At 41.3% G+C, this 24,412-nt stretch carries 21 protein-coding genes and 1 riboswitch; of the genes, 5 read left to right on the top strand and 16 right to left on the bottom strand.

Annotated elements, in window-relative coordinates; all coding sequences use genetic code 11:
* Nucleotides 1-20: 20 nt before the first annotated feature.
* The 4 genes from C6Y02_RS15825 to C6Y02_RS15810 form a co-directional block, all read right to left on the bottom strand.
* Nucleotides 21-1,043 carry an AI-2E family transporter gene (locus tag C6Y02_RS15825; protein ID WP_034663979.1) on the bottom strand — a complete coding sequence of 341 codons (1,023 nt, stop codon included), beginning with the start codon at nucleotides 1,041-1,043 and terminating at the stop codon, nucleotides 21-23.
* A gap of 211 nt (nucleotides 1,044-1,254) precedes the next feature.
* Nucleotides 1,255-2,523 carry a C4-dicarboxylate transporter DctP gene (gene dctP / locus C6Y02_RS15820; protein ID WP_034666695.1) on the bottom strand — a complete coding sequence of 423 codons (1,269 nt, stop codon included), beginning with the start codon at nucleotides 2,521-2,523 and terminating at the stop codon, nucleotides 1,255-1,257.
* A 124-nt stretch (nucleotides 2,524-2,647) separates the two neighbouring features.
* Nucleotides 2,648-3,331 (bottom strand): response regulator, encoded by a 684-nt coding sequence (locus tag C6Y02_RS15815; protein WP_106031667.1) that lies wholly within the window; start codon nucleotides 3,329-3,331, stop codon nucleotides 2,648-2,650.
* Entirely contained in the window at nucleotides 3,328-4,947 is a 1,620-nt protein-coding gene (locus tag C6Y02_RS15810) for an ATP-binding protein (RefSeq protein ID WP_411266006.1), read from the bottom strand. Before C6Y02_RS15810 ends, C6Y02_RS15815 begins: the two co-directional genes overlap by 4 nt.
* A gap of 67 nt (nucleotides 4,948-5,014) precedes the next feature.
* Here C6Y02_RS15810 and C6Y02_RS15805 point away from each other — a divergent pair, with 67 nt between their 5' ends.
* Nucleotides 5,015-6,112, top strand: coding sequence for a DctP family TRAP transporter solute-binding subunit (locus tag C6Y02_RS15805; protein ID WP_066031296.1), 1,098 nt, complete (start codon nucleotides 5,015-5,017; stop codon nucleotides 6,110-6,112).
* 25 nt (nucleotides 6,113-6,137) lie between these two features.
* Here the strand turns inward: C6Y02_RS15805 and C6Y02_RS15800 are convergent, their stop codons facing one another.
* A complete protein-coding gene (locus tag C6Y02_RS15800; protein WP_106031665.1) occupies nucleotides 6,138-6,968 on the bottom strand; it encodes an EcsC family protein in 831 nt (276 codons plus the stop codon).
* Between the two features lie 157 nt (nucleotides 6,969-7,125).
* Here C6Y02_RS15800 and C6Y02_RS15795 point away from each other — a divergent pair, with 157 nt between their 5' ends.
* The 4 genes from C6Y02_RS15795 (at nucleotide 7,126) to C6Y02_RS15780 (ending at nucleotide 9,889) form a co-directional block, all read left to right on the top strand.
* Nucleotides 7,126-7,386, top strand: coding sequence for a GlsB/YeaQ/YmgE family stress response membrane protein (locus tag C6Y02_RS15795; RefSeq protein WP_034663984.1), 261 nt, complete (start codon nucleotides 7,126-7,128; stop codon nucleotides 7,384-7,386).
* Nucleotides 7,387-7,609: 223 nt separating this feature from the next.
* Complete coding sequence (locus tag C6Y02_RS15790; RefSeq protein WP_034663985.1) at nucleotides 7,610-8,887, top strand: Nramp family divalent metal transporter; 1,278 nt, start codon at nucleotides 7,610-7,612, stop codon at nucleotides 8,885-8,887.
* Nucleotides 8,888-8,957: 70 nt separating this feature from the next.
* Nucleotides 8,958-9,527 carry a GNAT family N-acetyltransferase gene (locus C6Y02_RS15785; protein WP_034663987.1) on the top strand — a complete coding sequence of 190 codons (570 nt, stop codon included), beginning with the start codon at nucleotides 8,958-8,960 and terminating at the stop codon, nucleotides 9,525-9,527.
* A 98-nt stretch (nucleotides 9,528-9,625) separates the two neighbouring features.
* On the top strand, nucleotides 9,626-9,889 hold the full coding sequence (locus tag C6Y02_RS15780) for a hypothetical protein (protein ID WP_034663988.1): 264 nt from the start codon (nucleotides 9,626-9,628) through the stop codon (nucleotides 9,887-9,889).
* 40 nt (nucleotides 9,890-9,929) lie between these two features.
* Here C6Y02_RS15780 and C6Y02_RS15775 read toward each other — a convergent pair whose 3' ends face one another.
* The 11 genes from C6Y02_RS15775 to C6Y02_RS15725 form a co-directional block, all read right to left on the bottom strand.
* A complete protein-coding gene (locus C6Y02_RS15775) occupies nucleotides 9,930-10,154 on the bottom strand; it encodes a hypothetical protein (protein ID WP_003214145.1) in 225 nt (74 codons plus the stop codon).
* Between the two features lie 89 nt (nucleotides 10,155-10,243).
* Entirely contained in the window at nucleotides 10,244-10,690 is a 447-nt protein-coding gene (locus C6Y02_RS15770; protein WP_034663991.1) for a toxin-antitoxin system YwqK family antitoxin, read from the bottom strand.
* Nucleotides 10,691-11,033: 343 nt separating this feature from the next.
* Nucleotides 11,034-11,543: a hypothetical protein gene (locus tag C6Y02_RS15765; protein WP_106031664.1), complete on the bottom strand. Its 510-nt coding sequence runs from the start codon at nucleotides 11,541-11,543 to the stop codon at nucleotides 11,034-11,036.
* Nucleotides 11,544-11,557: 14 nt separating this feature from the next.
* The gene (locus C6Y02_RS15760) at nucleotides 11,558-13,153 is read right to left on the bottom strand and encodes a ribonuclease YeeF family protein (RefSeq protein ID WP_223256598.1); all 1,596 of its coding nucleotides are present in this window, start codon (nucleotides 13,151-13,153) and stop codon (nucleotides 11,558-11,560) included.
* A 196-nt stretch (nucleotides 13,154-13,349) separates the two neighbouring features.
* Nucleotides 13,350-15,071, bottom strand: coding sequence for a pyruvate oxidase (locus tag C6Y02_RS15755; protein WP_106031662.1), 1,722 nt, complete (start codon nucleotides 15,069-15,071; stop codon nucleotides 13,350-13,352).
* A gap of 70 nt (nucleotides 15,072-15,141) precedes the next feature.
* Nucleotides 15,142-16,968, bottom strand: coding sequence for an APC family permease (locus C6Y02_RS15750; RefSeq protein ID WP_066031299.1), 1,827 nt, complete (start codon nucleotides 16,966-16,968; stop codon nucleotides 15,142-15,144).
* Between the two features lie 112 nt (nucleotides 16,969-17,080).
* Nucleotides 17,081-17,225, bottom strand: a riboswitch (cyclic di-AMP (ydaO/yuaA leader).
* Between the two features lie 66 nt (nucleotides 17,226-17,291).
* Entirely contained in the window at nucleotides 17,292-19,382 is a 2,091-nt protein-coding gene (locus tag C6Y02_RS15745; protein ID WP_106031661.1) for a cellulose biosynthesis cyclic di-GMP-binding regulatory protein BcsB, read from the bottom strand.
* 4 nt (nucleotides 19,383-19,386) lie between these two features.
* Nucleotides 19,387-20,610: a glycosyltransferase family 2 protein gene (locus C6Y02_RS15740; RefSeq protein ID WP_411266007.1), complete on the bottom strand. Its 1,224-nt coding sequence runs from the start codon at nucleotides 20,608-20,610 to the stop codon at nucleotides 19,387-19,389.
* 37 nt (nucleotides 20,611-20,647) lie between these two features.
* The gene (locus C6Y02_RS15735; protein ID WP_106031659.1) at nucleotides 20,648-22,363 is read right to left on the bottom strand and encodes a DUF2334 domain-containing protein; all 1,716 of its coding nucleotides are present in this window, start codon (nucleotides 22,361-22,363) and stop codon (nucleotides 20,648-20,650) included.
* Nucleotides 22,353-23,204, bottom strand: a complete 852-nt coding sequence (locus tag C6Y02_RS15730; RefSeq protein ID WP_106031658.1) for a GGDEF domain-containing protein — start codon at nucleotides 23,202-23,204, stop codon at nucleotides 22,353-22,355. The genes C6Y02_RS15735 and C6Y02_RS15730 overlap by 11 nt, the downstream gene beginning before the upstream one ends.
* Nucleotides 23,185-24,267 carry a glycosyl hydrolase family 8 gene (locus C6Y02_RS15725; protein ID WP_066031303.1) on the bottom strand — a complete coding sequence of 361 codons (1,083 nt, stop codon included), beginning with the start codon at nucleotides 24,265-24,267 and terminating at the stop codon, nucleotides 23,185-23,187. The genes C6Y02_RS15730 and C6Y02_RS15725 overlap by 20 nt, the downstream gene beginning before the upstream one ends.
* Nucleotides 24,268-24,412 lie beyond the last annotated feature (145 nt).

Here is a 24,412-nt window from a genome sequence, read left to right as displayed (position 1 = left end):
AACAGGTTCAAATGAACTTTTTAACTACTTTCCTCCTTGTTGGTGACCTCCAAAATATCTAGGATAAACACAAAGATTGGTATACCAATAATGAGTCCCCAAATCCCGATGTAGTGTTCAGAGAAGATCAGCACAATAAATGTGAAGAAAATAGGGAGTTCTGTTTTTGCTGACATGAGTTTCGGGTTTAAGAAGTAGGCTTCAATGGCATGGATGATGACGATCACCAGCACAATATAAAGGACATACATGCCGCCTCCAAGGGTATACGCAATGATGCTGAGTGGAATAAGTGAGATGACCACACCCGCTACTGGGATTAAGCCTAGCAAAAAGACCATGACCGCTAATCCAAATAATTGCGGGAATCCCATAATGCCTAGCGCAATGGTTGTTAAGACACAGTTAACGGTTGCAATAATAAACTGTGCTTCGAGTACCTTTCCAAACGTTCTGGAAAATTTACGTCCAAAGAAGGCTATTTCATGATAGAACACAGAGATTTTACTCGTTTTGAACTTGTTCATGAATTGAATGAGGCGTTCCTTTTCGAACAGGAAGAACATGCTTAATATTAAGGACATAATGACCTGGATACTGAACGTGCTGAAATCTGTTAAGTATGTATAGAGGAAATTAAACCCTTTCTCAAAGTAAGCTGATATTTTAAAATCTCCGAATACGTTGGTGATGACATCAAAGAAGGGTAAATCTTGTGGATGATCTGCAATTTTCTTTCCTAAATGAAATAGCTGCTCCACCTGTTTGGCGATAATTGGCACAAACACGAATCCGCCAAACGTCAATCCACCAGCCAAAAGAATATACAAAATGGTGATAACCGATTTCTGTCCTATTTTCAGGAAGTGACTTAAAAAACCTCTAATGACCTCTTCTAACCGATTCATCAAAAAGGTGAATATGAAGGTCAAAAGAATTAAATTCATCATTCCTCTTAATAGATATAAGGCTGTGGCTAATACTACAAATACAGAAAACCGCTTAACACCGGGTTTTTCGAACAATTTAAAAAATGCCGCCATTACGTTACACACCTGCCAGGACTAAAGTCTATTTTTCATCGGATCTGATATACATTATATCGGATCTTTCTGTAAATTATATAATAAAAGGTCAATAAGGTCTTACGATTCGTTTTAATTTTATCAAGCTTTAATGTTTTTTCTTTTTAACACAAGAAAAAACCGAACCCCATGTAGAACATAAGGTTTCGGTTTTTAGGTTGTTTTTATACTATACAGCCTGCTTCATATTGCGCATTTCTTGAAGTGCTGTTTTGCTCTTCGCTTCGTCAAATTCACCTTCACTTTTCGCAACAACGATTGTTGCAATTCCATTTCCAATAAGATTTGTAATGGCTCTTCCTTCGCTCATGAATCGATCTACCCCAAGCAGCAGTGCAAGCCCCTCTAGCGGAATGACCTGTAGTGCAGCGAGTGTAGAAGCCAGCACGATAAATCCGCTTCCTGTCACCCCAGCCGCTCCCTTTGAGGTGAGCATCAGGACAAGGATGATGGTGATCTGCTGACCGATTGACAAATCTACACCAAACACTTGCGCTAAGAAGACCACAGCCATCGATAAGTAGATCGAGGTTCCATCTAAGTTAAAGGAATACCCTGTTGGGATGACAAGACCAACCACAGACTTAGAGCAACCGTAGCGTTCCATTTTATCCATCATTCTTGGCAGCACGGATTCTGATGAGCTTGTGCCAAGAACAATTAAAATTTCATCCTTGATGAACCGCAGGTAACCGAACAGGCTGAAGCCATACATTTTACAAATGATGTTCAGCACAACGAAGATGAACAGGAACATGGTCATATAAACGGAGAGCATCAGACTTGCGAGCGGTTTAATCGATGCCAAACCAAAGTGTCCGATCGTATAAGCCATTGCCCCAAATGCACCGAGCGGCGCAGCACGCATGATATATCCAATGATTTTAAAGAAAACAAGTGACAGCTTATCAAGCCACTCAATGATTCCTTTCCCCTTCTCGCCAAGTGCAGCAAGCGCAACACCGAATAAAATAGAGAAGAATAAGACCTGTAAAATATCACCCTTCGCAAAGGCGTCTACCATGTTAGATGGAACGATGTGTGTGACAAATTCCATCCAGTCGATACCCTGTCCCCCATTTTGGGTATACTGCGAAACGTCCCCTTTTTCAAGCTTACTATAGTCCAGACCTGCACCTGGCTTCATGATATTTACGACAAAAAGTCCGATGACCAAGGCAAGCGTCGTGACGACTTCAAAATAAATAAATGCTTTTCCCCCAACTTTTCCAACCTTTTTCATATCCCCCATTTTGGCAATACCAAGAACAATGGTTAAGAAAATGATTGGTGCAATGACCATTTTAACGGCATTGATAAAGGTGTCACCAAGCGGCTTCATTTCTTTTCCGACGTTTGGCCAAACCATTCCGACAATGATCCCGATAATGACAGCTGCAATCACCTGAAATGTCAGGTTCTTCAAAAGCCTCTTCATAAAAAATCAACTCCCTCACCCTTTGATGTAAACGCTTAACTGTTATCTGTAGCTAAATGATAGCGATTTCATCAAAGGCTGTGAAGCTTATGGACATATCGTACATTTTGGTCTTTTTGGTCTTTTAGTCAGAATGTACGATATATTTATTGAGAGGCCGGCCAACCCCGCCATATTGCATATCTAATTTTAGCTCGCCTTCTTTCACTAAGAAATCTAAATACCTGCGTGCCGTGACACGGGCAATGCCGAGTGCATTGGCAACTTCCTCTGCAGACTGCGGGCCTTCCTGCAAGCCCATATAGGCTTTAATTTCATTCATCGTATGCACATTCAGCCCCTTAGGGAGCCAAGTATCCTCCTGCTTAACAGCAGGCTTTCGTATGATATCATCCAGCATCTCCTGAGAAAATTCTGCTGCTGTGCGAATTTTAGATTTAAACGCTTTATAGTTTTCAAGTGATTCTTTCATACGTTCGAACTTAAACGGCTTGATGATATAATCTCGTGCGCCATTTTGAAGCATGATGCCAATGGTCTCTTTGTCCTTTGCCGCAGAAATAACGATCACATCCACCTGTATCTTTTGCTTTCTAATGTCTTGAAGCGTCTTCACGCCATCTTTTTTTGGCATATATACATCGAGGACAACAAGGTCTGGACGAATTTCTTTGATCAGCTGGATGCCCTGCTCCCCATTACCTGCGACTGCCGCAACTTGAAAGCCAGGAACACTCTTAATGAACTCTTTATTCACTTCTTGCACCATCGGGTCATCTTCAATTAATAGCACCTTAATCTGAGTCATCTGTCTCTCTCCTCTATTGTCATTGGGAATTCGATTGAGAAGGTGGTACCAATGCCGATGCTTGATGTGACTTCTACATTTCCCATTCCTTTGTCGATAATCGTTTTTACAATATACAGGCCATAGCCTGTTCCGCCTTCTTTGCCGTGTGTGAAACCTTTATCGAAAATATAAGGAATCATTTCCTCTTCAATCCCGGAGCCATTGTCTTCAATTAACATCGCGAGGACATCCTCGGTTTGATCAATACTAATAGAAATGCGTTTTGTGTTTCTTTCTACAGTATCATACGAGGCAAAGGCGTTCTCGATCAGATTGCCAAGCAGCTTCGTCATATCATGCTGATCTAGACGCTCAGGGAAATCACGCAGACAGCTATGTTCGTCTACTTCGACCTTTATGCCTAGCTCCTTGCCCCTTCTGATTTTGCTCATCAATAATCCCGCAACGGCATCATGCTGAATGACGCGGTGAAGAAAGTCCATCACAAGTTCCTGTTCTTCCGTCGTTTGAAAGGCTAGATCGAGCGCCTGATCGGGTTTACCAAGCTGAATCAGCCCGGCAATCGTATGAAGCTTGTTCATATGCTCATGGTTTTGCACCCGCAGACCGTCAACAAAGTTCTTGACTCCGGTTAACTCCTCTGCCAATTTTGCCGCTTCTGTCCGGTCCTGAAAAATGGCGACCGCTCCGATAATTTTCTTTTTCATGACAATCGGAATCCGGCTGCTCATAATCCGCTTTCCGCTCATATGAATTTCTTCATTGTAAACGGGTTCAGCGCGATCAATGATCTCAGGGAGTCTTGTGTCAGACAGCACATCCCAAATATTCCGGCCTACGACATCCCCTGTCACACCAAAAATTTGCTTCGCCTTTTCATTAAAAATGGTGATCATGTGCTGATTATCAATGGCGATGACCCCTTCATTAATAGAGTGGAAGGTTGCGGTGCGCTCCTCTAGCATTCTGACAATCTCATGCGGCTCCAGCTTAAACATTTGCTGTTTAATATGACGGGCGAGCAAAAATGAGCCTACAAGCCCAAAGCTGAGCGTCAGCAGAAGGATCATGAGGATATCCCGCTTCATTTCTCCTAATATATCGATCATACTTGGCAGCGTTCTCCCTACAAGGACAACCCCTGTTTGATTAAATTGATCATCCTTCACTGGATAAAAGGCTCTGATGGCTGTCCCAAGCTCTCCCTCTGCTTCTGAGAAATAAATATGCTCTGCAAAAGCAGGCTCTTCATCTGTCCCCTCCGAGCGCTGACCAATCCTTGTTTTTACTGGATGCGTTAATCTCACATGCTCCATATCCATGACGACAATGTAGTCAGCGTCTTGAATAATCCGAATCTCTTCGATGGCATGCTGTAATCGGTTACGTTCCTTTGTTTGATCAGCTAACGCCTGCTTCACCTCATTCATCTCAGCCACTGTTCTCGCCGTGTTCATGAGCCTTTTTCGAAGCTCTCGTTCCTCTGTTTGCTGGATTCCCCCAACAAGGACAATTCCTCCGATTAAAAGGGCGAAAATGACAACGAAATATGTGAGAATGGTGAGCTTCCATCTAATAGATAATTGTTGTAATTTCAATCGATTTCTCATCATTTTTTCACCTGTATCTTTACGAATTCTTCCTCGGTCAAGTATGCTTGACATAAGGGGGATCGGACGCATGAAGAATTTACTCGCCTATACACTATTGCTCATAATCGGTTTTGTAACCGCTTTATACTTTGGTTTTTATCATATGATGCCAAAATCAGCGACGACCTTTGATGATGAACAGACAGGGCTGAAGGATCAGCTTGTGTTCAAATTTAGCCATGTCGTGGCAGATAATACACCAAAAGGACTTGCCGCAAAGAAATTTGCTGAGCTTGTGCACGAAAAATCCGATGGGAAGATCAGCATTCAGATTTTCTCCAACGGGAGTCTTTATTCTGATATAGAAGAAATTAATGCACTTAAAGAGAATCAAGTTCAATTTATCGCCCCGTCTACCTCGAAGCTCGGCATGCTGTCCCCTGAGTGGCTGGCTCTTGACCTTCCCTTTGCTTTTTCTAATTATGATGCGGTTCAAGAAGGCCTACACGGTGCAATTGGCCAAAGATTGTTTGGCACCCTGCAAAAAGACGGGCTAAAGGGAATGGCCTATTGGACAAATGGCTTTAAGCAAATCACCTCTAATAAAGGTCCAATCAAACAGCCTGGTGATTTAAAAAACCAATCTCTCCGCATTATGCAAAGCGACATGATTGAAAAACAATTCAAACTTCTTGGCGCAAAGCCCTATCAGGAATCGTTTAATTCAACGTTCCAGCTATTAGAGACAAAAAAAGTAGACGGTGAAGAAAATACCATTTCAAATATTTATTCAAAAAAATTCTATCATATACAAGACTATATGACGATCAGTAATCACGGGTATTTGGGCTATGTGGTCTTAACAGATCAATCCTTCTTTGAACGCCAGACACCTGAAACGAAACGAATTTTACTTGAAGCCATGGAAGAAACAACAGCTTGGAATGAAAAACATGCAGAACAGATGAACAAAGATCAGCTGGAGGACATTAAACGGGAATCGCCGATTGCCATTCATGAATTGACGCCAGCAGAAAGACAAAAATGGGTGAAAGCCCTCGATCCTTTGTATGAGGAAGCCGAAAAAACCATTGGTTCCACCCTAATCAAGCAGATTCGCGAGCTGCGTGCGCGTTATGAACATTCTCCTATCCATGCTTTTCAAGAAGAGGATGAGACCAAATAAAAAATCCCTTTGAGAAAGGGATTTTTTATGCACCAGATTCACTCTGTTCTTGCTGCGTGAGCTCTTCTAATCTTGTGACAATTCTTCGCTTTCGGTATTGCATCATGCCTGTTTCGGCAATACCTTTTAGTTGTGAGCGGTTGGAAACTGCGCCAAACAAAATGCCTGCTATGGGAACAAGCTGAAACAGCTTCTTCCAGCCAAACGAATCCCGGTAATTATACACCACTTCACGCCACCCTTGGATTTGGGAAATCATGTTTTCGTGCTTTCCTTCTGAAGCTTGATAGCTCCTCAGCTCTTTTAATATAGATTTCTTCCCCACCACATCAGCAGAGTTCAGCTGTAAGCATTTTATGATGAAGACCCGCTCTTCCTTGTTTTTAGGATCATAGCCATAGGTGACGGCAATATCCTGTAATGTTTTAAGGGAGAGCCCCAGTACCGCAGGAATATCTGCTGCCAGCGTAAACATACCGCCGACACCAGTTGTCGCACCTTGTACCGTGGCGAGGTTCGTCCTGTTTTTCCCCATATGTTCACTAATGGCATCCATGATTTCAATAGGAGCTTTTTCAATATCTTCTATGCGCTGAATGGAATCATCAGCACATTTCTTTTGAAATTGATGGATGATGCCTTTTTCTGATGTCAAATAGGCACCGCCTGATTGAATGTAATGCCCCATTTCATCAAGCAGCACACCGATTTTTTTCTGAATAAAGGCAGGCGTCAGCTTGTCCAGCATTTGAAATGGAAGGCGGCTGAGTTTCTCCCAAAACCATACCTTTTGCTGGTCTTTCTCCCACTGTTCAATCTCCTTTAATTGTGCTTTTAGCCACTCTTTTTCCTCCATGCCATTTGCCTCCTTAGATGCCGCTCAAGTATTTGTTTGTTATTATACACAATCCTTGTCCATCATACGTATAGAACATTGAAGCGGTTTCGAAAGGTTTGAAACTTTTTCAAAACGGTTATTGCTTAATACACAAACAAAAAGAGGAGTGATCAACATGTTAGGATTTCTGATTTCATTAGTTGTGGCGATTGTCATCGGCCTTATTGGCAGTGCACTCGCTGGAGGTAGTGTACCAGGAGGATGGATCGGTTCAATGATTGCCGGACTTGCAGGTGCTTGGATTGGTCATGGATTACTTGGAACGTGGGGTCCTAGTCTGGCAGGCTTTGCGATCTTTCCAGCAATCTTAGGTGCAGCGATCTTTGTCATTATCTTAAGCCTGATCTTCCGCAGTGTGGGATCAAGGGTATCTTAAAAAAATGAATAACAGAGGAAGCAGTAGGGACACCGTCTAAGAGGCGGTGTTTTTTATGTGATGGATTGACAAGGTATCTATTTTTTTCACTTACATATGATAAACAAACCTATTAGTTCAGATAGTTGACTTTTCATGAAGATGGGCATATGATGATTAAAAAATTGCATCAAGGAAACTTTTTGTGCCAAAGCAAAACTTTGTAGAATCTAGGTGATGACATATGACAAACAAATACATCGAGGCACAGGCACACATGTCAGCTGCAGCTGAGCGTGCACTTGAAGGAAAGGTCAAAGGATTTAGAAGGCTCCTTCCTTTTCTCGGCCCTGCTTTTATCGCAGCCATTGCATATATTGATCCAGGAAATTTCGCCACCAACATTGCGGCTGGCTCCAAATACGGATATCTCCTTTTATGGGTCATTCTCATATCAAATCTCATGGCTTTGCTCATCCAGTCCTTATCCGCAAAGCTTGGAATCGCGACAGGTAAAAACTTACCTGAAATCGCACGTGAAGAGTTTCCAAAACCCGTTTCAATCGGTTTATGGATTCAGGGAGAGCTCGTCATTATTGCCACGGATTTAGCTGAGTTTATCGGGGCGGCACTTGGTTTATACTTGCTTTTTCGAATCCCTCTGCTTGAAGCATCTATTATCGCCGCTATTGGTTCCTTTGCGATTTTAGAGCTGCAAAGACGAGGCTATCGAGCATTAGAAGCAGGTATTACAGGCATGCTGTTCGTTGTCGTGATCGCTTTCGCTGTGCAAACCTTTGTCGCCAAACCAGATATCGCAAGTGTCGCTGGCGGACTTTTCATTCCAAAATTTGATGGCGCAGACAGCGTGCTGCTTGCAGCTGGAATTTTAGGTGCTACTGTGATGCCTCACGCAATCTACTTACATTCAGCTTTAACCCAAAGAAGAGTCGTCGGCAGAACGGAAAAGGAGAAAAAGCAGATTTTCCGCTTTGAGTTTTTAGATATCCTCATTGCGATGATAGTCGCCGGGGCCATCAATGCCAGCATGTTGATTGTGGCAGCCGCTTTATTTTATAAAAATGGTCTCTTTGTTGAAGATCTGGATGTTGCGTTTCAGCATTTTGGTACACTCGCAGGGCCTGTATCAGCCATCTTATTTGGTGTAGGTCTGCTTGTAGCCGGACTATCCAGCTCTTCTGTTGGTACACTGTCAGGCGATATCATTATGCAGGGCTTTATTCAATACCGAATCCCGCTATATGTCCGCCGGCTGATTACCATCATTCCCCCTATTGCGATCATTGCATCTGGGGTGAACCCGACCTCCGCGCTTGTGATGAGTCAGGTCGTCTTATCCTTTGGTATTGCCTTTGCTTTAATTCCGCTCATTTTATTTACAAGTAAAAAGCGAATTATGGGCGAATTAACGAATGCCCGCTGGGTGACAGGAATATCTTGGGTGATAGCAGCTCTTGTTGTAGCACTTAATCTTTTCTTAATTGTAGATACGTTTATGTAAAAGACAGTGTTGAGCTGTCTTTTTCTTTCCATTTGGTTATGGTAGAATTCCCCTGAGAGGATGTGGGTTCATGTTTGTTTATCAGGATCAAGAGATATCCATGCGGCTGCTTGAGCCAAGAGACGCAAGAAGTCTGTATTTGCTCATTCAGCGGTCGAGAGAGCATTTACGTGAATGGATGCTTTGGGTGGATTCAACGCAGACAGAGGAAGACAGTATGGCGTTTATCCAAGGCGCCATGCAGCAAGCGATGCAGAACAACGGTTTTCAAGCGGGCATCTGGTCACATGGAGAACTCGTCGGCATCATTGGCACCCATCAAATTCATTGGATCAATAGGACCGTTTCAATCGGCTATTGGCTCGGAGAAGGCTATCAAGGAAAAGGCATCATGACAAAAGCCTGCCAAGCGGTCATTCGCTATTTATTTGAAGAGTGCGGACTGCACCGTATTGAGATTAGGGCTGCTGTCGACAATCAGAAAAGCAGACGCATTGCAGAGAGATTATCCTTTTCGCTTGAGGGAATATTAAGGCAATGTGAATGGCTGGGCAATCGCTTTACCGATCATTGTGTGTACGCCCTTTTACAGCCTGAATATATGAAACAAAAAACGTATTCGATGAATCAGCCTACTTAATTGTGTCGATTGCATGAATTATTTTACAAAGTGAAGCTTTGTAGTATCCGTTGTGATCGGCATCTGATAAAATAGAAGGAAAAATCGAGGTATGATGTATGTCTCTTATTATTTTATTTTACTTATGGATTGTCCCTTTGGTATTTGGTATTTTCTTCTCATTCCTAACAAAGAAAGCCACCTACAAACGCCGCTTTGTCCCATCCTATAGCATGGTAGGACTCAGCATCGTTTTTCTCATTCTGGCACTCGTCTTTTCAGCCAGCCATTTTCTATTTATTTGCGGTATGTTCCTATTTGCCACAACCCTTGTCGGCACAGGCATCCCTTTATTCTTAGCCTTTGGAAAAACACCATCCTAAACAAAAACCACCTTTTCGCGATGAAAAGGTGGTTTCTTTTTTATTGAAGCGGCATTCGGTATGTCATCGTGGCATTTGGATGTTCTTCAATCGTCTTCATCATGTCTTGAAGAATCTCGGCTGCGCGATCATTTGAGTCATACTTGCCGAGCATCTTTGCCCAAGAAGTACTTCCCAAGATCATCCCTTCAATTTTTTTGCCGCTTACTGAGACTTCTTGGACATGAATCAGAGTTTGCTGGTTTTGTGTGAGGATCCATAGCATGGTTTTTTCTCCTTTTCAATTTGTAATGATTTCTACTTGATTTCTTCTCATTTTAAGCTTTTTTAACTGATATTTCATGTGACCATTGATCAATCATTGAATTTTTCAGCATATATTAAATCTGATTCACTAGGTTCTGCCTTATGCTCTTTCACATTACCCTCTTTATCATATTTTATGTAAGTCATCTCTCGGCCAGCAATACATTCACATTCATACTTTTTATTTCCATTCTCAAAAAACTCAACTTGATATCCCTCTGTAGCGTTCTTCCTCATATACCCTATTTTTTTCACACTGCCATTTGAGTAAAACTCCACATACTTCCCCTGTTTAATACCTTTCTCTACATAGAAATAACTTTCAATATGTCCGTTTTCGTACATATCATAGGCTAGTCCAGTAAATAGTTTTTCTTTCCCTCCTTGAGTATATTCTACAATCGCTAGTTCGTAGGGTCCCCCATACTCTAGAGACTTTTCAAACTCAATACCACTTTCTATAACTAACTTCTTTGTCAATATATCATTCAATATTAAAAACCCTTTCAGTTTCTAATTTTGAACAAAACGAAAACCAGCTGTAAATAATTATAATATCCGTTTTCACTTGCTCATGAGGTGGCTTCTAGCACTTTCTTTTGAAATTATAAAATTCTTTTAGTTTTGTATGTGGCGTTTATTTCAAAGAGTCTTTTAATAAATCAAAGTTCAATTCTTAATCGATCAATATAATTGATAAATTCTTCGTAAGAACTTTCTTGATAATTAAAAATTCCTTCACCATATTCATCACTATCGAATAATTACCTAAACTCCGATAAACACAAAAAACCTTTAAAGACATTTAGCCATTAAGGTTTTTGTATTTCATAACACTCTAATTCAATGCATCTTCTAATGTTTTCTTTTCATGTTCTAACATACCACTTATGATAATACCACAAACTACTTCTTCTTTATCCAAAGCAAATCCTACTGTATCATTTTGTAAAATAGATACTGCATCATTTTCTGAGAATGAAATTAATACCTTATCCATCCCTATATATACGTCTAATTTACCTTTTTCGTCTATATAGGTATTATCATTAGATTCTTCTATCTGAAAACTCGGTACACCTTTAACCATATTTATATCTTCCATATCTAATTTCAAACTTTCCATTTTGTGTACATTTTCACTTAACGTTAGTGTAATTGAACGAATATTACCTGTATATTTCCCTAAACCTATTTCAATTAAAGATTTCTTGAAATCTCCAGTTCTCCAATATATCGTTGGCTCTTTTGATATATTCCAACTACCAAATTCTATATTAATCGGTGTATAAAGATCATATTCAATGTTTATAGGTTGGCTGTCTTTATAATCTTTTACTTTTAACATCATCATTTCTCCTTTTAAGGCATATACACAGCATGCTTTATTACTGGTAGTAATCCGTCTCCCCGGGGTTTACTAAATATTAATTCCCAATTACCTACCTTCATAATTTCTTCATATTTAATTCCTTGCTTAGCAGCATTGTTAACAGAGCTTTGGAAACTCGACAATAAAGTTTGACTATTTATCGGCATACCATGTGTAGTTGCATCTCTAGTTATATACTCAACCATATGTTTTGTTCCATTAGGGTGCACCCAGAACTGTCCATCAACTGTTGCTAATTCAAAAGATTTTGGGATTTTTGTACCTTCATAAAGTGGTTGAGTAACTTTTATATTCCTCCACACTGTACCATTATCTACATTTTTAGCAGTACTTTTAACCCCCATCTTCCCATGAAACCCTTTCGCCCCAAACGGCAAAAGCATTCCAAGCGCTGCGTTCATGCTCGCTTCCTGCTGTTCTTTCGAGATCTTATTCCCAAACATATCACGCCCCGTAATCGCTTCGCTGAAGCCGTTGGTGGCGGTGAGGCCATATAAGCCTTTTTGGGATGTTTTTAGGGCGTCAAAAGACTTTTGCGATGTTTTGTAAATATCGACTGCTCTGACTGCGGCCGAGGTGGCTTGAGTTGTTTTATAAACGGCTTTCCCGCCTTTGAAAATGCGGCCTGCCCAACCGACGATTGGGATATAACCTGCTGCTGCCATGCCGCCTGCGGCGACGCGCTGTCCTGCGGTAAGTTCTTCGCCTGTGACCGGGTCAACGCCCGTTGCGGCGCGTTTTGCATCGTTTACACCAGTCAGTTCATTCACGATATTTCCACCATAATCAAGTGCTTTTTCATACCAAGGGCGGTTGGCGAGTGCTTCTTGTTCCTTTGCGATTTCTCTAGCTTCTTCTTGTTCTTTTTTAATTTTGAGATATTCAGTAGTTTGCTTCTCAATATCGCTTTTTGCCTTGTAGATTTCGCTATTTTGATACGCTTTCTTGTCAAAATTCATAGGCGAAATCGCTTTTCCGTCATTTGTGGCATTCATCATTTCCGCGTACAATGCCATTGTAGCTTGCTGCTCCGTTTCTGACAAAGCATATTCATCTTTTAAATTTTGATCAAGCTCTCTTAGGTCTTTTACTGTCTTTTTTCGTTCATCTTCTGCATTTGCAATTTTTTCATCAAAGGTTTTGCTGTCAAATACCTCTAGAGGAATGAGGTCATCAATGTCTTGAAAAATCGTTTTAAGTGCCTTTTTTTGATCCTTTACAATGCTTTTGGCATTCTTGATGCCCATATGTACTGCGTTGTCTAAAAAGTGCTCTTCTACAAAGGTATCGCCGCCAAAGTTTGTATCATCGAGTGTCCCAGAAACACCTTCATGAAAGGCTTTCTGCTTATCAATGAAACTGATAAACATGTCTACATTTCCAGCCAGCTCTTTATAAAAGCTTTTAATGTTATCGGCGCCTTTTCCAGTGAAATCATCACCGAGATTCGCCACACCTTGTAGTGCCTTTTTTAAATCTACCATTTGTTCGCGGAGTTCCTGATAGTGTTTTGCCCTTGTGTCCATGGCACTTGTTAGTGCTTTTGCATCAAGTATCTTGCCCAGAAGAAGTCACTCCCTCCATTATTGATCATAAAGTCTATTTTACCTTTATCAACGAATTGGAAAAATAGGCTTTAAGTTACAAAAATAATATCCATTAATTTCAATAGAGATGAAAGCAAGTGACAATTGAAATGATTTCCCCTAATCATCACAAAAAAAAGTCAGCCTTCTTTTCAGAAGACCGACTACCTTGTGTTTAGAAAAAGCGTTTGAGGCTTTTCTTGAGTGGAGGGATATCCAACTCACCTTTTTCAAAGAATTTTTTCAATAAATATTTACTGAAGCCTGCTGCTTGGGTGTAAGTGATTTTCCCAGGTAACGGGGGTTCATTGGCGACAGTGACATCAATAATGACTGGTTTATCAGATTGAAGGGCTGTATCAAAGGCTGGCGCTAATTCTTCATGTGATGACACAGAGATCCCTTTGCCGCCACATGCTTCTGCAAACTTAGCAAAATCAATATCCTCCAGCTCTATACCATAATTCATGTTTCCTTTTACCTGTTGCTCATATTCAATCATTCCTAAATTGTTGTTGTTTAAGATCACGACAACAATCGGCAGCTTATATTTTACAGCTGTCACAAAGTCTTGCATGACCATTGTGAAGCCTCCATCACCACAGACAGCAATGGCTTGTCGGTTCGGTTCATTTAACTTAGCCGAAATCGCACCAGGTAAACCACAGCCCATTGTGGCAAGCCAGCTGGAGATAATGAAATCCTGCTGTTTCATTTCGAAATGACGTGCCATCCAGACCGTCACATTACCAACATCAACTGAAAGAATGGCGTCGTCCTCGACTGCTTCTTCTAGTCTAGCAATGACTTGCTGTGGTTTAATCGGTGAAGTAGCAACGGATTTTTCCTTATCCATTTCTTCTCGCCACTTCATCATATGCTCTGTACAAGCTTCAAGAAAACCACGCTGCTCTTTATATTCAATGTAGGAAGTCAGTTCATGCAAACCACTCTTGCTGTCGCTCACGATTCCCACATCTACCGGATATCTTTTACCGATTTGATCTGGTTTAATATCCAGTTGAATGGCTGGCGTGTCCTCTGGTAAGTAGTCTCTATATGGAAAGGAGGTTCCAAGCATAATTAAGAGATCACATTCTTCCATCGCTTCATATGCCGGCTTCGTTCCAATTTGACCTAGGTTACCTAAAAAGTATGGATGCCTGTCTGGCACAACCCCTTTTGCAGGGAGTGTGATGACGATAGGAGCAGCTGCCTTTTCTGCAAATGAAAGAAGCTCTTCTTTTGCATGTCTTAATCCTTTACCTGCTAAGATGACTGGCTTCTTCGCATTGTTAATCAGCTGAGCTGCCTTTAGCAGTTGATCTTTCTTTGGCCGTACTTCTCCCTCCACATAAAGAGGAGATGTATAAACGGGTTTACGCTTAATTTTTTGAGAAAATAAGTCATCCGATACGGTGAGAACTGCCACACCTTTATGGGTATAAGCTGCTTTGATGGCTTGATTCAATAAGTCAGGCAGCGCTTCTGCCGTCTGTACCTGCTGATTAAAGACAGCGACATCATCAAACATCCGCTCTAATTTGATTTCTTGAAATGCGCCTCTGCCTACTTCGGCCGAAGCAACCTGTCCTGCAATTGCTAAAACTGGTGAACCATCTGCTTTTGCATCATATAGTCCATTTAATAAGTGGACAGCACCCGGCCCAGCGATTGATAAGCAGACACCGAGTTTACCTGTTAGTTTGGCATCAGCCGCCGCTGAAAGTGCTGCCACTTCTTCATGTCTCGTTTGTATAAATTGTATTTGGCTTGATTCATGCCTAAGTTCTTCAATCAATTCGTTTATGCTGTCGCCGGGCATTCCATAAATATGTTTCACGCCCCACTCTTCCAGTAGCGCTGTTACTTCTTTTCCTGCGGTTCTTTGCGGCATGTGAGAAAACTCCTTTTTTCTTACTCCATACCACCGCATCCTTTTAATCAAACGTTTCAACTTGCTTTTGCTACTTTTTAAAATGATATGGGAGGGTCGCCACCACAATATCACGCTTCCATAATAGGCGGAATCTTAATAAAAAGGCAGATTGATTATGCAAAATGGTGTGCCATCTTTTTTTCGGGATAAATTGAGGCACGAGCACCATCACTTTATATTGATGCGCATTTGCTTTTGCCTCAATGGTTTCAAGAAATTTATCAAGCGGGTGAATGAGGCTTCGATAGGAAGAATGCAGCATCACAAGCCGTACACCGCTGTTTAGTTTTTCCCAATCCTCTTCAATTTTCTTATCCTTTTCTTTATCAAAGGATACATGAACCGCTATGACTTGATCTGACAAAGACCTTGCATATTGGACAGATTGTTCGACGACACGTGTTACACCTGCTATCGGTACGATGACCACATTCCCTTTAATCTCAACAGGCTCTGTTTCATTCAATAAACGCAGTTGTTCTCCAACAGACAGGTAATGCTTTTTAATGGAATGAAAGATAAATAGAACAATAGGCATGAAAACAAATACTGGCCATACGAGATGGAACTTGGTCAAAATGAGAATCATGAAAACTGTAAAAGAAATCAGTGCTCCGACGATATTGATTGGCATTTTCGTTTTCCAGCCCCGCGGTTTTTCACGAATCCACTTCACACACATGCCGGTCTGCGACAGGGTAAATGGAATGAACACACCGACAGCATATAGCGGGATGAGGTGTTCTGTTTTCCCATCAAACAACCAGATGAGCAGCATAGAGGCTACGCCTAGAAAGATAATGCCATTAGAGTAACCAAGCCGGTCTCCTCTTACAGTAAACATACGCGGCATATACTTATCCTTTGCTAAATTGACAGCCAATAACGGAAAGGCTGAAAAGCCGGTATTTGCCGCTAATATTAGGATTAGCGCTGTGACTGCCTGTATCACGTAATAGAAAAACGTACGCCCAAAAGTGTCTGATGCAATTTGTGATACAACCGTTTCTTCTGGCTTTGGCGAGATGCCGAAACCAAACGCAAGTAATGTGACTCCCACAAATAAAACAGCTAATAATCCACCCATCATCAATAATGTTCTTGCTGCATTTTGAGCAGCCGGTTTTTTAAAGGATGGAATGGTATTTGAAATGGCTTCTACTCCAGTCAGAGCAGAACAGCCAGATGAAAAAGCTTTTAATAACAGAAATAATGTAATGCCTTGTACGTGCGTGCCTACCGCTGTATGCTCAGGTGCTGGTGGTACGCCTCCTGTTAATAATTTGAAGCCACCTACTCCAATTAAGATAAGGAGTGAAAATACAAACAAGTATACAGGATAAGCCAGGATAGATGCCGATTCTGTCAATCCACGAAGGTTGAGCACCATAATCACGATGACCAATACAATTGAGATCAAAACATGATATGGATATAGTGCTGGAAAAGCCGATGTGATGGCATCAGTGCCCGCTGATATGCTCACTGCTACAGTCAAAATATAGTCTACAAGCAATGACCCACCAGCGATCAATCCTGGTTTTTCACCTAGGTTTCTGCTAGAGACGACATATGCCCCGCCGCCTTCTGGATAAGCATAAATGATCTGGCGGTAAGATAGAATTAACGCCATTAAAAGAATTAATACACAACCTGCAATCGGGAGTGAGTACCAAAATGCTGCTGCACTAACGACAGAAAGAACAATTAAGATTTGTTCTGTACCGTATGCCACTGATGACAATGCGTCCGATGACAATAATGCCAACGCTTTGATTTTTGATAGTTTTTGTTCTCCTGCTGCTTGTGATTTTAATGGTTTACCAATTAAAATACGCTTCATCAAACTGTACATGTGATGCCCGCTCCTTTAGTGTCAAACGATTTAAGTTGCAAAAGATGGATCGCCAAAAAGACACAGAGGCAATAGAATGCCCCTGTGCCTATTCTTTAGATCACAGGTTGGTCTTTGCTCTCTTTAACGCTTACGAGGTTAGCTGACGGATTCGGGCGCATGAGACTTTGCCCTACCTAAAAAGGATTCACCCCACGTGGTGCCTTGCACCACAATTGGTTCCCCCGCTCATCGAAATGATTCAGCGATTGGTCTTTTATAAAAGAGATCATACTCCCGTTTGACACCAAAGTAAAGAGATTTTTTCGAGGTCTTTTGACCGTTTATTCATCAGTCTTTTTGCGGTTTTTTCGTACGAAATAAACAATCATCAAAGCGACAAAAATGATCAGTACAGCGATACAGGCAAAGTAAATCCAAGACTCACCGCCGCCTTGCTGTTCACCTTTTTTAAGATCATTTTTTGCATTGCTGACTGTTTGATTGTTAGAAAACATATCTTTGTTCTTGCTTTCTATTGCAACTGTTGCGGTCTCCGTATTTGTTTGAAGGAAACGTATCACTTCATTTGATACATCAGCGTCAGCTACCGTCATTCCTGCAAAAACGGTCATGGTTTGTTCTTTATTCCATACAGATGGCTGCGTCCATACAATACGAGCTGTTGTTTCGTTGATCATGCCAAATGAGGATACATCATATTGACCCTTTTTCGCCGGAACGATGAGATCGTCTGCTTTTTCTTTTAAAAGAGAGAATGTCTGGATGCCCCCGATAAAAATGAGAGAGTTATTTTTCAATTGTTCATTTGTCACATTCGATGCTTCGATCAAATGATATTGAGCAGCTTCCGGCTGACTAAATGATTCTGTCAGCATCGCCATTTGATTGATCGTTGCTTGATTGATTTGATCTGGCATAATGATCAATGTGTTTCCTTGCTGCGTTTTTGAAGTGTAAGGAAGCGGCCATGCGGCTAAATCCGGCGTATCACTATTTGTTCCTTCTGGTATTTGAAGAGAGCTGTTCTTGTCAATGTAAATCCAGCCTTCTTCATCCGTATGTCTGCACGATTCCATGCTTTTAAAACCCGTTGTGACAAATTGCAAGTCCACATACTCGTTCTTTTGAAGTACTTGCGAGTCTACTGGAATGGACACATGATAGAATCCATTCTCATCTTTGTTTCCTAGTTTTGTTAACGGTATGTCGTGCGGTTCGTTATTGATCATCACTGTTAGACGTTCCGCTTTGTTCGCTGGATCCGATTTTTTAAATGATAGATTTAGTTTTGCACCTGATTTTTGTTGAGCGATTAATGCTTTCGGATAATAGTAGTGATCAGATGCCGTCTTTTTGGTTCCAACTGTGACATCATCTCCGCCAAAATCTATTAAACGAATATGATGCGATGGCTTAGAAGCATTAGCTGTCACCTTTTGCAGCAGCAAGTCGATACCAGTGAGCTGACCCGTCAGTTCTGGTTGAGTCAGGACATTGATTTTTTCAGCAATTGTCCTTGGCTGTTCAGCAGAGACAAATAAAATGGGCTGTTCTTTTTTCTTTGCTGTCAGGGTTCTCACCGCTAACGTAAGTTGATTGCTTTCTGTTTTAATGCCCGCAGCTTGCTCGATCGATTTCATACGTCCTTTCCAGCTTCCTTTTGCTCCCACAGCAATGGTTGGATGCGCAATTTGCTTGAGGTCCTTTTCTTGAACGAGTTTGAGGTCTGCTAGACGGTCTTTGTTTTTCAACGTACGATAGATTTTCATAGCCGCTTCTAATTCAGCCGCTTCCGGTGTATTTGGAATCACAATATCTGTTTGTTCTTTCTGCTCACCTGATGGAATAAAAGGTGAAGGGAAGCTGTCTAACGTCACGTCTTTCGTTTGAGCTCCTTTGAACGCCAGCTCACTTTCAGGATATACTTTCAGCCAATTGGCAGGTGTCTCTTGGTTGATACACACACCTTCTTTTAACACACCATAAAATGCGAGCTGAATTTGATGAGATCCTTTTTTCAATTGCGCTTTGTTCAATTTGATTTGAATCGATTTTTTTTGGTTTTTCCCTGATACGGGGATTGTCTTTTCAATCTCTCCATCGATCATCACTGTGAAAGACGATGGCGAAATGAGTAATGGTGAAGCCTCTATATTTAATGTAAGAGTGCTAGACTCTACTTTTTCTTTCTCCATTTGATAGGAAAATTCAGTGCGGTCTTCTTGTCCATACAAAGTCACCACATCTTCTGATAGATGCTGCGTTTCTGTTTGACTTCCTTTCGATGAGCGAACCCAATCGTCTTTCACTTGTACTCGATTGGATTGCGCCATTGCTTGACTTGCCATGAAAAAAGGCTGAATGGCAAGGGATAGCGCTAATATAAAAATCATCCATTTGACCGATTTCAATTTGTCACCCGCTTTTCTTTTGTTGTTGATCGTAACGCTCCGTTTTGTACCATTTCACTTCTTGTTTCAATAATCGGCTCTTCACCTCTACACATAAGGAGTACACGACAAGCGCAATCCATACTTGAGAATAGGTGAAGTACATGAGAACTACAATGAGAATGTTTTGTTTGGTGAGCTCTGTTTTCTCAATACTTAATGTAATCATCACTTCTGTTAGAAAGAGGAAGAAGGCTAATCCCCACAGGATCAGTGCGACAGCCCCTACAGATAAGTGAAGGTCAACAAATAGGTTCACGATAAAGATGCCATTTGAGAGCAGAACACCGAAGAAAAATAAGAAATACGTAAAGAAGAAATAAAACAAATCGAAAATCATTCGTTTTCGTTTCAGCTTCATAAACTGTCTTAAAAATTTGAGTACAACATATTGATTACCTCTAGCCCAGCGCGTTCTTTGCCGCCACCAGACCTTCCATGTCTCAGGCTCTTGTTCCCATGTGATCGCAGCTGGGAAAAATCGAATCACATACCCAAGGTTATACACACGGATCGTTAATTCGGTGTCCTCGGCCAAAGCTTGGACATCCCAGCCGCCGAGTTCTTCTAAAATGTGCCGGCGGATGGCGAAGTTGGTGCCTGGTATTGTCGCAATCCCAAACCACTTCCATCTCCCGCCCTGCGCCATCCATTGGAAGCAGATGGTCTCAATATTAATAAATTTGGTCAGCAAATTTTGGGCTGCATTGATCACCCTGAATTTCCCGACAACAGCGCCTGCTTTTGGGTCATTTAATAACCCTAGAACCAAATGATAGACAGCCTTTTGTTCCGGCATGTTATCTGCATCGTATACGCAAATCACTTCTCCTGTCGAAGCCTTCAATCCTTCATTCAGTGCAGTAGATTTTCCCTTCCCTGCAAATGGCGGCTTCGTTTCAATCATATGGACATGATCATATTGCTCACTGAATGATTGCACAATCTCTCCTGTGCGATCAGAGGAATTGTCATTAATCACAATGATTTCAAGAAGGTGTTTAGGATAAGATAGCTGGACCATCGCTTTTAACGTCTGCCGAATGACAACTTCTTCATTATGAGCAGGAATCAGGATACTGACGGTTGGCAGCTCTTTCCCTTGTTTTGTCCATTTAGGCAGCACTTTTTCATAGGTGAGGTAATGCTGAAAGCCGCCCTGCATGAGAAACATGTGGTATAGGAGCATAGTCCAAATCAGTAGTAATGAAAGATAAAATAAGACATCAGCCACCTAATTTTCTCTCCTTAAAAATTCGTTTTTTCATTGTCAGTCTTAAATACAATGTGTATAAAGCAAATGCCGCAATAAATAGCATCACCACGACTGTAAGAATTCGCAGCATATTTTCCATGCCGCTTCGTTTGACTGTTTTTGTTTCGACTATGTCGGATTGCTCTACTTGAATATGTCCATTCCCTGATGTTTGGATTTTTACATGTGCAGTTTGGACCGTCTGTTTTGTTTTCTTTAAATCCAGCCATTCACTAGAAGGGATTGCCTCCATCTGTGTCATCAGCTGCTGTAAGCCGGCTATTCCTGATTCTACATCATAGGACAGTCCGATTGCGGCTGATTGAAGATGCTGCATGGATTGAATCGTCTGTTCAGTTAAAACATTTGAATCTTCTTGGTCAGACGCTGTCTCTACTGGTCGCTGAGGAAATAGGGTCATTCCATGTAACATGGCAGGAGACGTCACCAGCGGCGGTGCACCGACTGTTTTCCAAGTGCGTTCTGACAGCTGCACCTGTCCAAATAGACTGGACACATGCCTTGAAATCACTTCATAACCTTGTTGAGATATGGCATCATGCGGCACCTCGAATGCAAGTGGATATAGACCTTGCTGGGCAAGAAACTCGATGCCCTTTGTCAGTTTTTCTTCTGTATAGGCGGTTTCTTGCTGCTGATTCGATCTGGTATAAGCATTAAAGTCTTTTTCATTTGGGAACTGACTTTTACTCCGTTTCTTCTCAGTTTTTTTGGGATCATTTGACGTGATGGACTGATCATACTTTGCATCCCAGAACTCAAAGCTCTGACCAGATTCCTCCGTTCGATACGTACGGCTAAAGCCATGAAGAATGATACTCGCTCCATTGCCTTGCAATTGTTTTAACACATTCACGAGCTTCGGGCGGTCACTCAGTGTGACTTCATCACCTGTTTCTCGATCCATCCAAACAGGAGTCACTGCGATCTGAAAAGGAATATGCCGTGCGGATACGTATTGTCCAAGTTCAAGCAGCTTCTTCTCGTCACTTGCTGGACTGATGTTCCCGAGCATTAAGTATTTTGTCGTCATTTGCACAGAAGTTGGCATGTATTTTTCTAGCACTTCTGCAAGAAGCTTGTTGTGCTGCACGACATCTAAGATTCCGATATAAGCCGCACCTTCTTTTGTTTGAATCACAAATGGCAGATCAGATTGACGTTTCTTCACTAGAAATTCATTTTGCAAGTCTGCCCCTTGAACCGTTAACGCACTGATACTTCTCTCTAGCTGACGGTATGTCTGATCATGTGTATGTTTCATTTGACTGGTATGATCTTGTTTGTGAAAAGTAAGCTTGGAGAATGGGCGAAGCTGTTCCGCATTGTATCCAATGGCGATGACCTGCTGTGATTCGTTCATCGCACGAATGGTTTGTTTTGGCAAGGTTCTCTTTATTTCACCGAGATAAATGACTTGCTGAAATTCATTGATCCTCTTTTCAGCCAAATGTTCATCGGATACAATCGTCGTCTGTTTAGAAAAATGACCGGCGAGTAGATCCAGCATATGAACGGCTGGAGTCACTTCATCCGATTGTGTGGAATAAACGATCAGGGTATTTGGCTGCGTGACAAGAGCATCGGCTGAAGCCATGTGTTTCAACGAAAGAATCGAAAAAAGCGCGATCATCAAACAACATTTCATCAAAGAATTAAAGTTCATTCATCATCATCTCGTTTTCTAGTTCTTCTAAAAATTGCTCTGGCGTTCGATAATCCGAGCTGCTTGTTAAATGACAGACATGAAATGTCAAGGTCACTTCACGACCGTTTAACAGGACATGCGGTTGCAGTTTATTCTTTAGCTTATCAAGGACAACTGACACGTTCTCTTCTGGTGTGTGAGTTAGCAGCAAGCCCATTCGCTCTTCGGATAATCGAAATTTCTTATCGGTTTCTCTTACGCTTTCGCGGATCTTGAGACTTAATTGCTGAAATAGGTGCTGCATTTCTTTTTCTCCATATAACGATTTGAATTCCGCTGCGTAATTCATATGAAGAAGGATAAAGACAAATGGCTGTTTGTACCGTTCTGCCCGTTTCATTTCCTCAGACAATTCGAGCTTCATCCGCTCAGCATTGTCAAATCCTGTTGTCGAGTCAATCGCCACAAATTGTTTGATGGCCTGCTTTTGTTGTTCAATGGTGTGACGCAGCGTATTAATCCGTTCATGCAAGCTTCCCGCTGAAATAGCGAAAAAAAGAAGTGCTACGCCCCAAATCACTACATCTTGCAATGTTTGATTTGAAAAAAGGGAATTTTCATGGCCAAGCTCTGTAAAGAACATGGCGCTTCCTATAAAGAACAAAATCAGTAAGTTGAAAATTAATGCTGGTAGGATACCAAATAAAATACCGCAGCCTAACACGACAAATGTCAGTGCGATGATCATAAAGCTCTCTGCATCTTGTACGTTAAGGTAGCCCATAAACAAAATAAGGCCTGCAAACGTGAGGAGCAGAGAATAGTACAAGCGATACGTGTTACTGAACAACCGATTCATTTAGGAGCTCCCTTTCTGCAATTAGAGGCAATAAGTTATCAAATGAGTGTGTCTCTTTTTCGTTCATGTATCCTCCGTAATAAGGCTTGAGAGGATCTTGGGTTTGTAATTCTTTCATGCGTTGATAGACAGTCTTTGCGAATTTCAGCTCATTTTGTTTAAGGGCATACAAAATGACGAGTGCATATACCGAAGGCGATTCATATGTGACAGATGGCTGCAATGTGCTCAGTTTGTATCTTCCGTACAGTTTTCCTTCTTGTTTAAACGACGTTTTAAGCCATTTCATGATCTCGGACGTATTTACCTTTGCATGGTGTGCATGTAAAGCTGTATAAAGTTGATCGATCATATTAATTTCTTGGTCGAATGAATATGTTTTTTTCTTTATGTCATAGGACTTAGGAAAGAATCCCTTTTTTCTCGGTGCTTGTTTTAGAATGGCTAATTGGTTACTGGTCATTTGTTTCGTGAATATTTGGAGGGATTCCAATTCTTTGATTGCTTTTGGATCTATATAAGAGAGTGTGATTGTGTGTGAAGTTCGATTTGTTGATGCATCATAGTAATCGGACAATATGCCTTTGAACATGTTTTTTTCTTTTAACGCTTGAGCGATTTCTTTTGCTGTCGTTTGATACGCTGACTTCTTCCACAAACGATTTGCCTTTTGAAGTGCCGCCACTACACGTAAATCATCAACTAAAGCATTGGCCTTACTTTTTTGTTCAGATTCAATTTGCCAGCTGAGAAGATGATGGTCAAGTAAAAATTGATCTTGTAAAACACTCAACTGTTGGTCAAATAAATTTTGATCTTTTTTTCGAACAAGATAATCCATCCAAAGTCCAAGTGATTCAGATAAGTAGATATGTTCCTCTGCAAAAGAGGTACGAATCAAGCCTTCATCTGTCATTAAGTGGTGAGTGATAAAATATTCTCCAGGCAAAACAGGCTGTGTTGATACTGGATCAGCTGATTCTTTCTGCTGTTTCCAGGTACATCCGCCTAGTAGAATGACAATGAGTAAAACAATTGCTGTACGATATATGCGTGTATGCATTCGTGTCCCCTTTCAACTCCCCGTTCTCTAAGCATCTAACGATTTATTATAGAGCGTTTTTGTATAAATTTAAATAAATATTTTATACCAAATTACGAGTCTTTTCGCACATTTATTCCCATTTTCAGAAAAACAATATATCGAT

The sequence above is a fragment of the Bacillus sp. NMCC4 genome, assembly GCF_002998555.1.
Classification (GTDB): domain Bacteria; phylum Bacillota; class Bacilli; order Bacillales; family Bacillaceae; genus Bacillus.
The sequence above is the reverse complement of the archived record's forward strand: the minus strand, read 5'-3'. Positions and strand labels throughout refer to the sequence as shown.

What these genes read in the sequence shown, in the direction of transcription:
- C6Y02_RS15825 (WP_034663979.1), bottom strand. Translation starts at nt 1,043, where the DNA reads ATGGCGGCATTTTTTAAATTGTTCGAAAAACCCGGTGTTAAGCGGTTT.
- dctP (WP_034666695.1), bottom strand. Translation starts at nt 2,523, where the DNA reads ATGAAGAGGCTTTTGAAGAACCTGACATTTCAGGTGATTGCAGCTGTC.
- C6Y02_RS15815 (WP_106031667.1), bottom strand. Translation starts at nt 3,331, where the DNA reads ATGACTCAGATTAAGGTGCTATTAATTGAAGATGACCCGATGGTGCAA.
- C6Y02_RS15810 (WP_411266006.1), bottom strand. Translation starts at nt 4,947, where the DNA reads ATGATGAGAAATCGATTGAAATTACAACAATTATCTATTAGATGGAAG.
- C6Y02_RS15805 (WP_066031296.1), top strand. Translation starts at nt 5,015, where the DNA reads ATGAAGAATTTACTCGCCTATACACTATTGCTCATAATCGGTTTTGTA.
- C6Y02_RS15800 (WP_106031665.1), bottom strand. Translation starts at nt 6,968, where the DNA reads ATGGAGGAAAAAGAGTGGCTAAAAGCACAATTAAAGGAGATTGAACAG.
- C6Y02_RS15795 (WP_034663984.1), top strand. Translation starts at nt 7,126, where the DNA reads ATGTTAGGATTTCTGATTTCATTAGTTGTGGCGATTGTCATCGGCCTT.
- C6Y02_RS15790 (WP_034663985.1), top strand. Translation starts at nt 7,610, where the DNA reads ATGACAAACAAATACATCGAGGCACAGGCACACATGTCAGCTGCAGCT.
- C6Y02_RS15785 (WP_034663987.1), top strand. Translation starts at nt 8,958, where the DNA reads ATGTTTGTTTATCAGGATCAAGAGATATCCATGCGGCTGCTTGAGCCA.
- C6Y02_RS15780 (WP_034663988.1), top strand. Translation starts at nt 9,626, where the DNA reads ATGTCTCTTATTATTTTATTTTACTTATGGATTGTCCCTTTGGTATTT.
- C6Y02_RS15775 (WP_003214145.1), bottom strand. Translation starts at nt 10,154, where the DNA reads ATGCTATGGATCCTCACACAAAACCAGCAAACTCTGATTCATGTCCAA.
- C6Y02_RS15765 (WP_106031664.1), bottom strand. Translation starts at nt 11,543, where the DNA reads ATGTTAAAAGTAAAAGATTATAAAGACAGCCAACCTATAAACATTGAA.
- C6Y02_RS15755 (WP_106031662.1), bottom strand. Translation starts at nt 15,071, where the DNA reads ATGCCGCAAAGAACCGCAGGAAAAGAAGTAACAGCGCTACTGGAAGAG.
- C6Y02_RS15750 (WP_066031299.1), bottom strand. Translation starts at nt 16,968, where the DNA reads ATGTACAGTTTGATGAAGCGTATTTTAATTGGTAAACCATTAAAATCA.
- C6Y02_RS15740 (WP_411266007.1), bottom strand. Translation starts at nt 20,610, where the DNA reads ATGCTCCTATACCACATGTTTCTCATGCAGGGCGGCTTTCAGCATTAC.
- C6Y02_RS15735 (WP_106031659.1), bottom strand. Translation starts at nt 22,363, where the DNA reads ATGAACTTTAATTCTTTGATGAAATGTTGTTTGATGATCGCGCTTTTT.
- C6Y02_RS15730 (WP_106031658.1), bottom strand. Translation starts at nt 23,204, where the DNA reads ATGAATCGGTTGTTCAGTAACACGTATCGCTTGTACTATTCTCTGCTC.
- C6Y02_RS15725 (WP_066031303.1), bottom strand. Translation starts at nt 24,267, where the DNA reads ATGCATACACGCATATATCGTACAGCAATTGTTTTACTCATTGTCATT.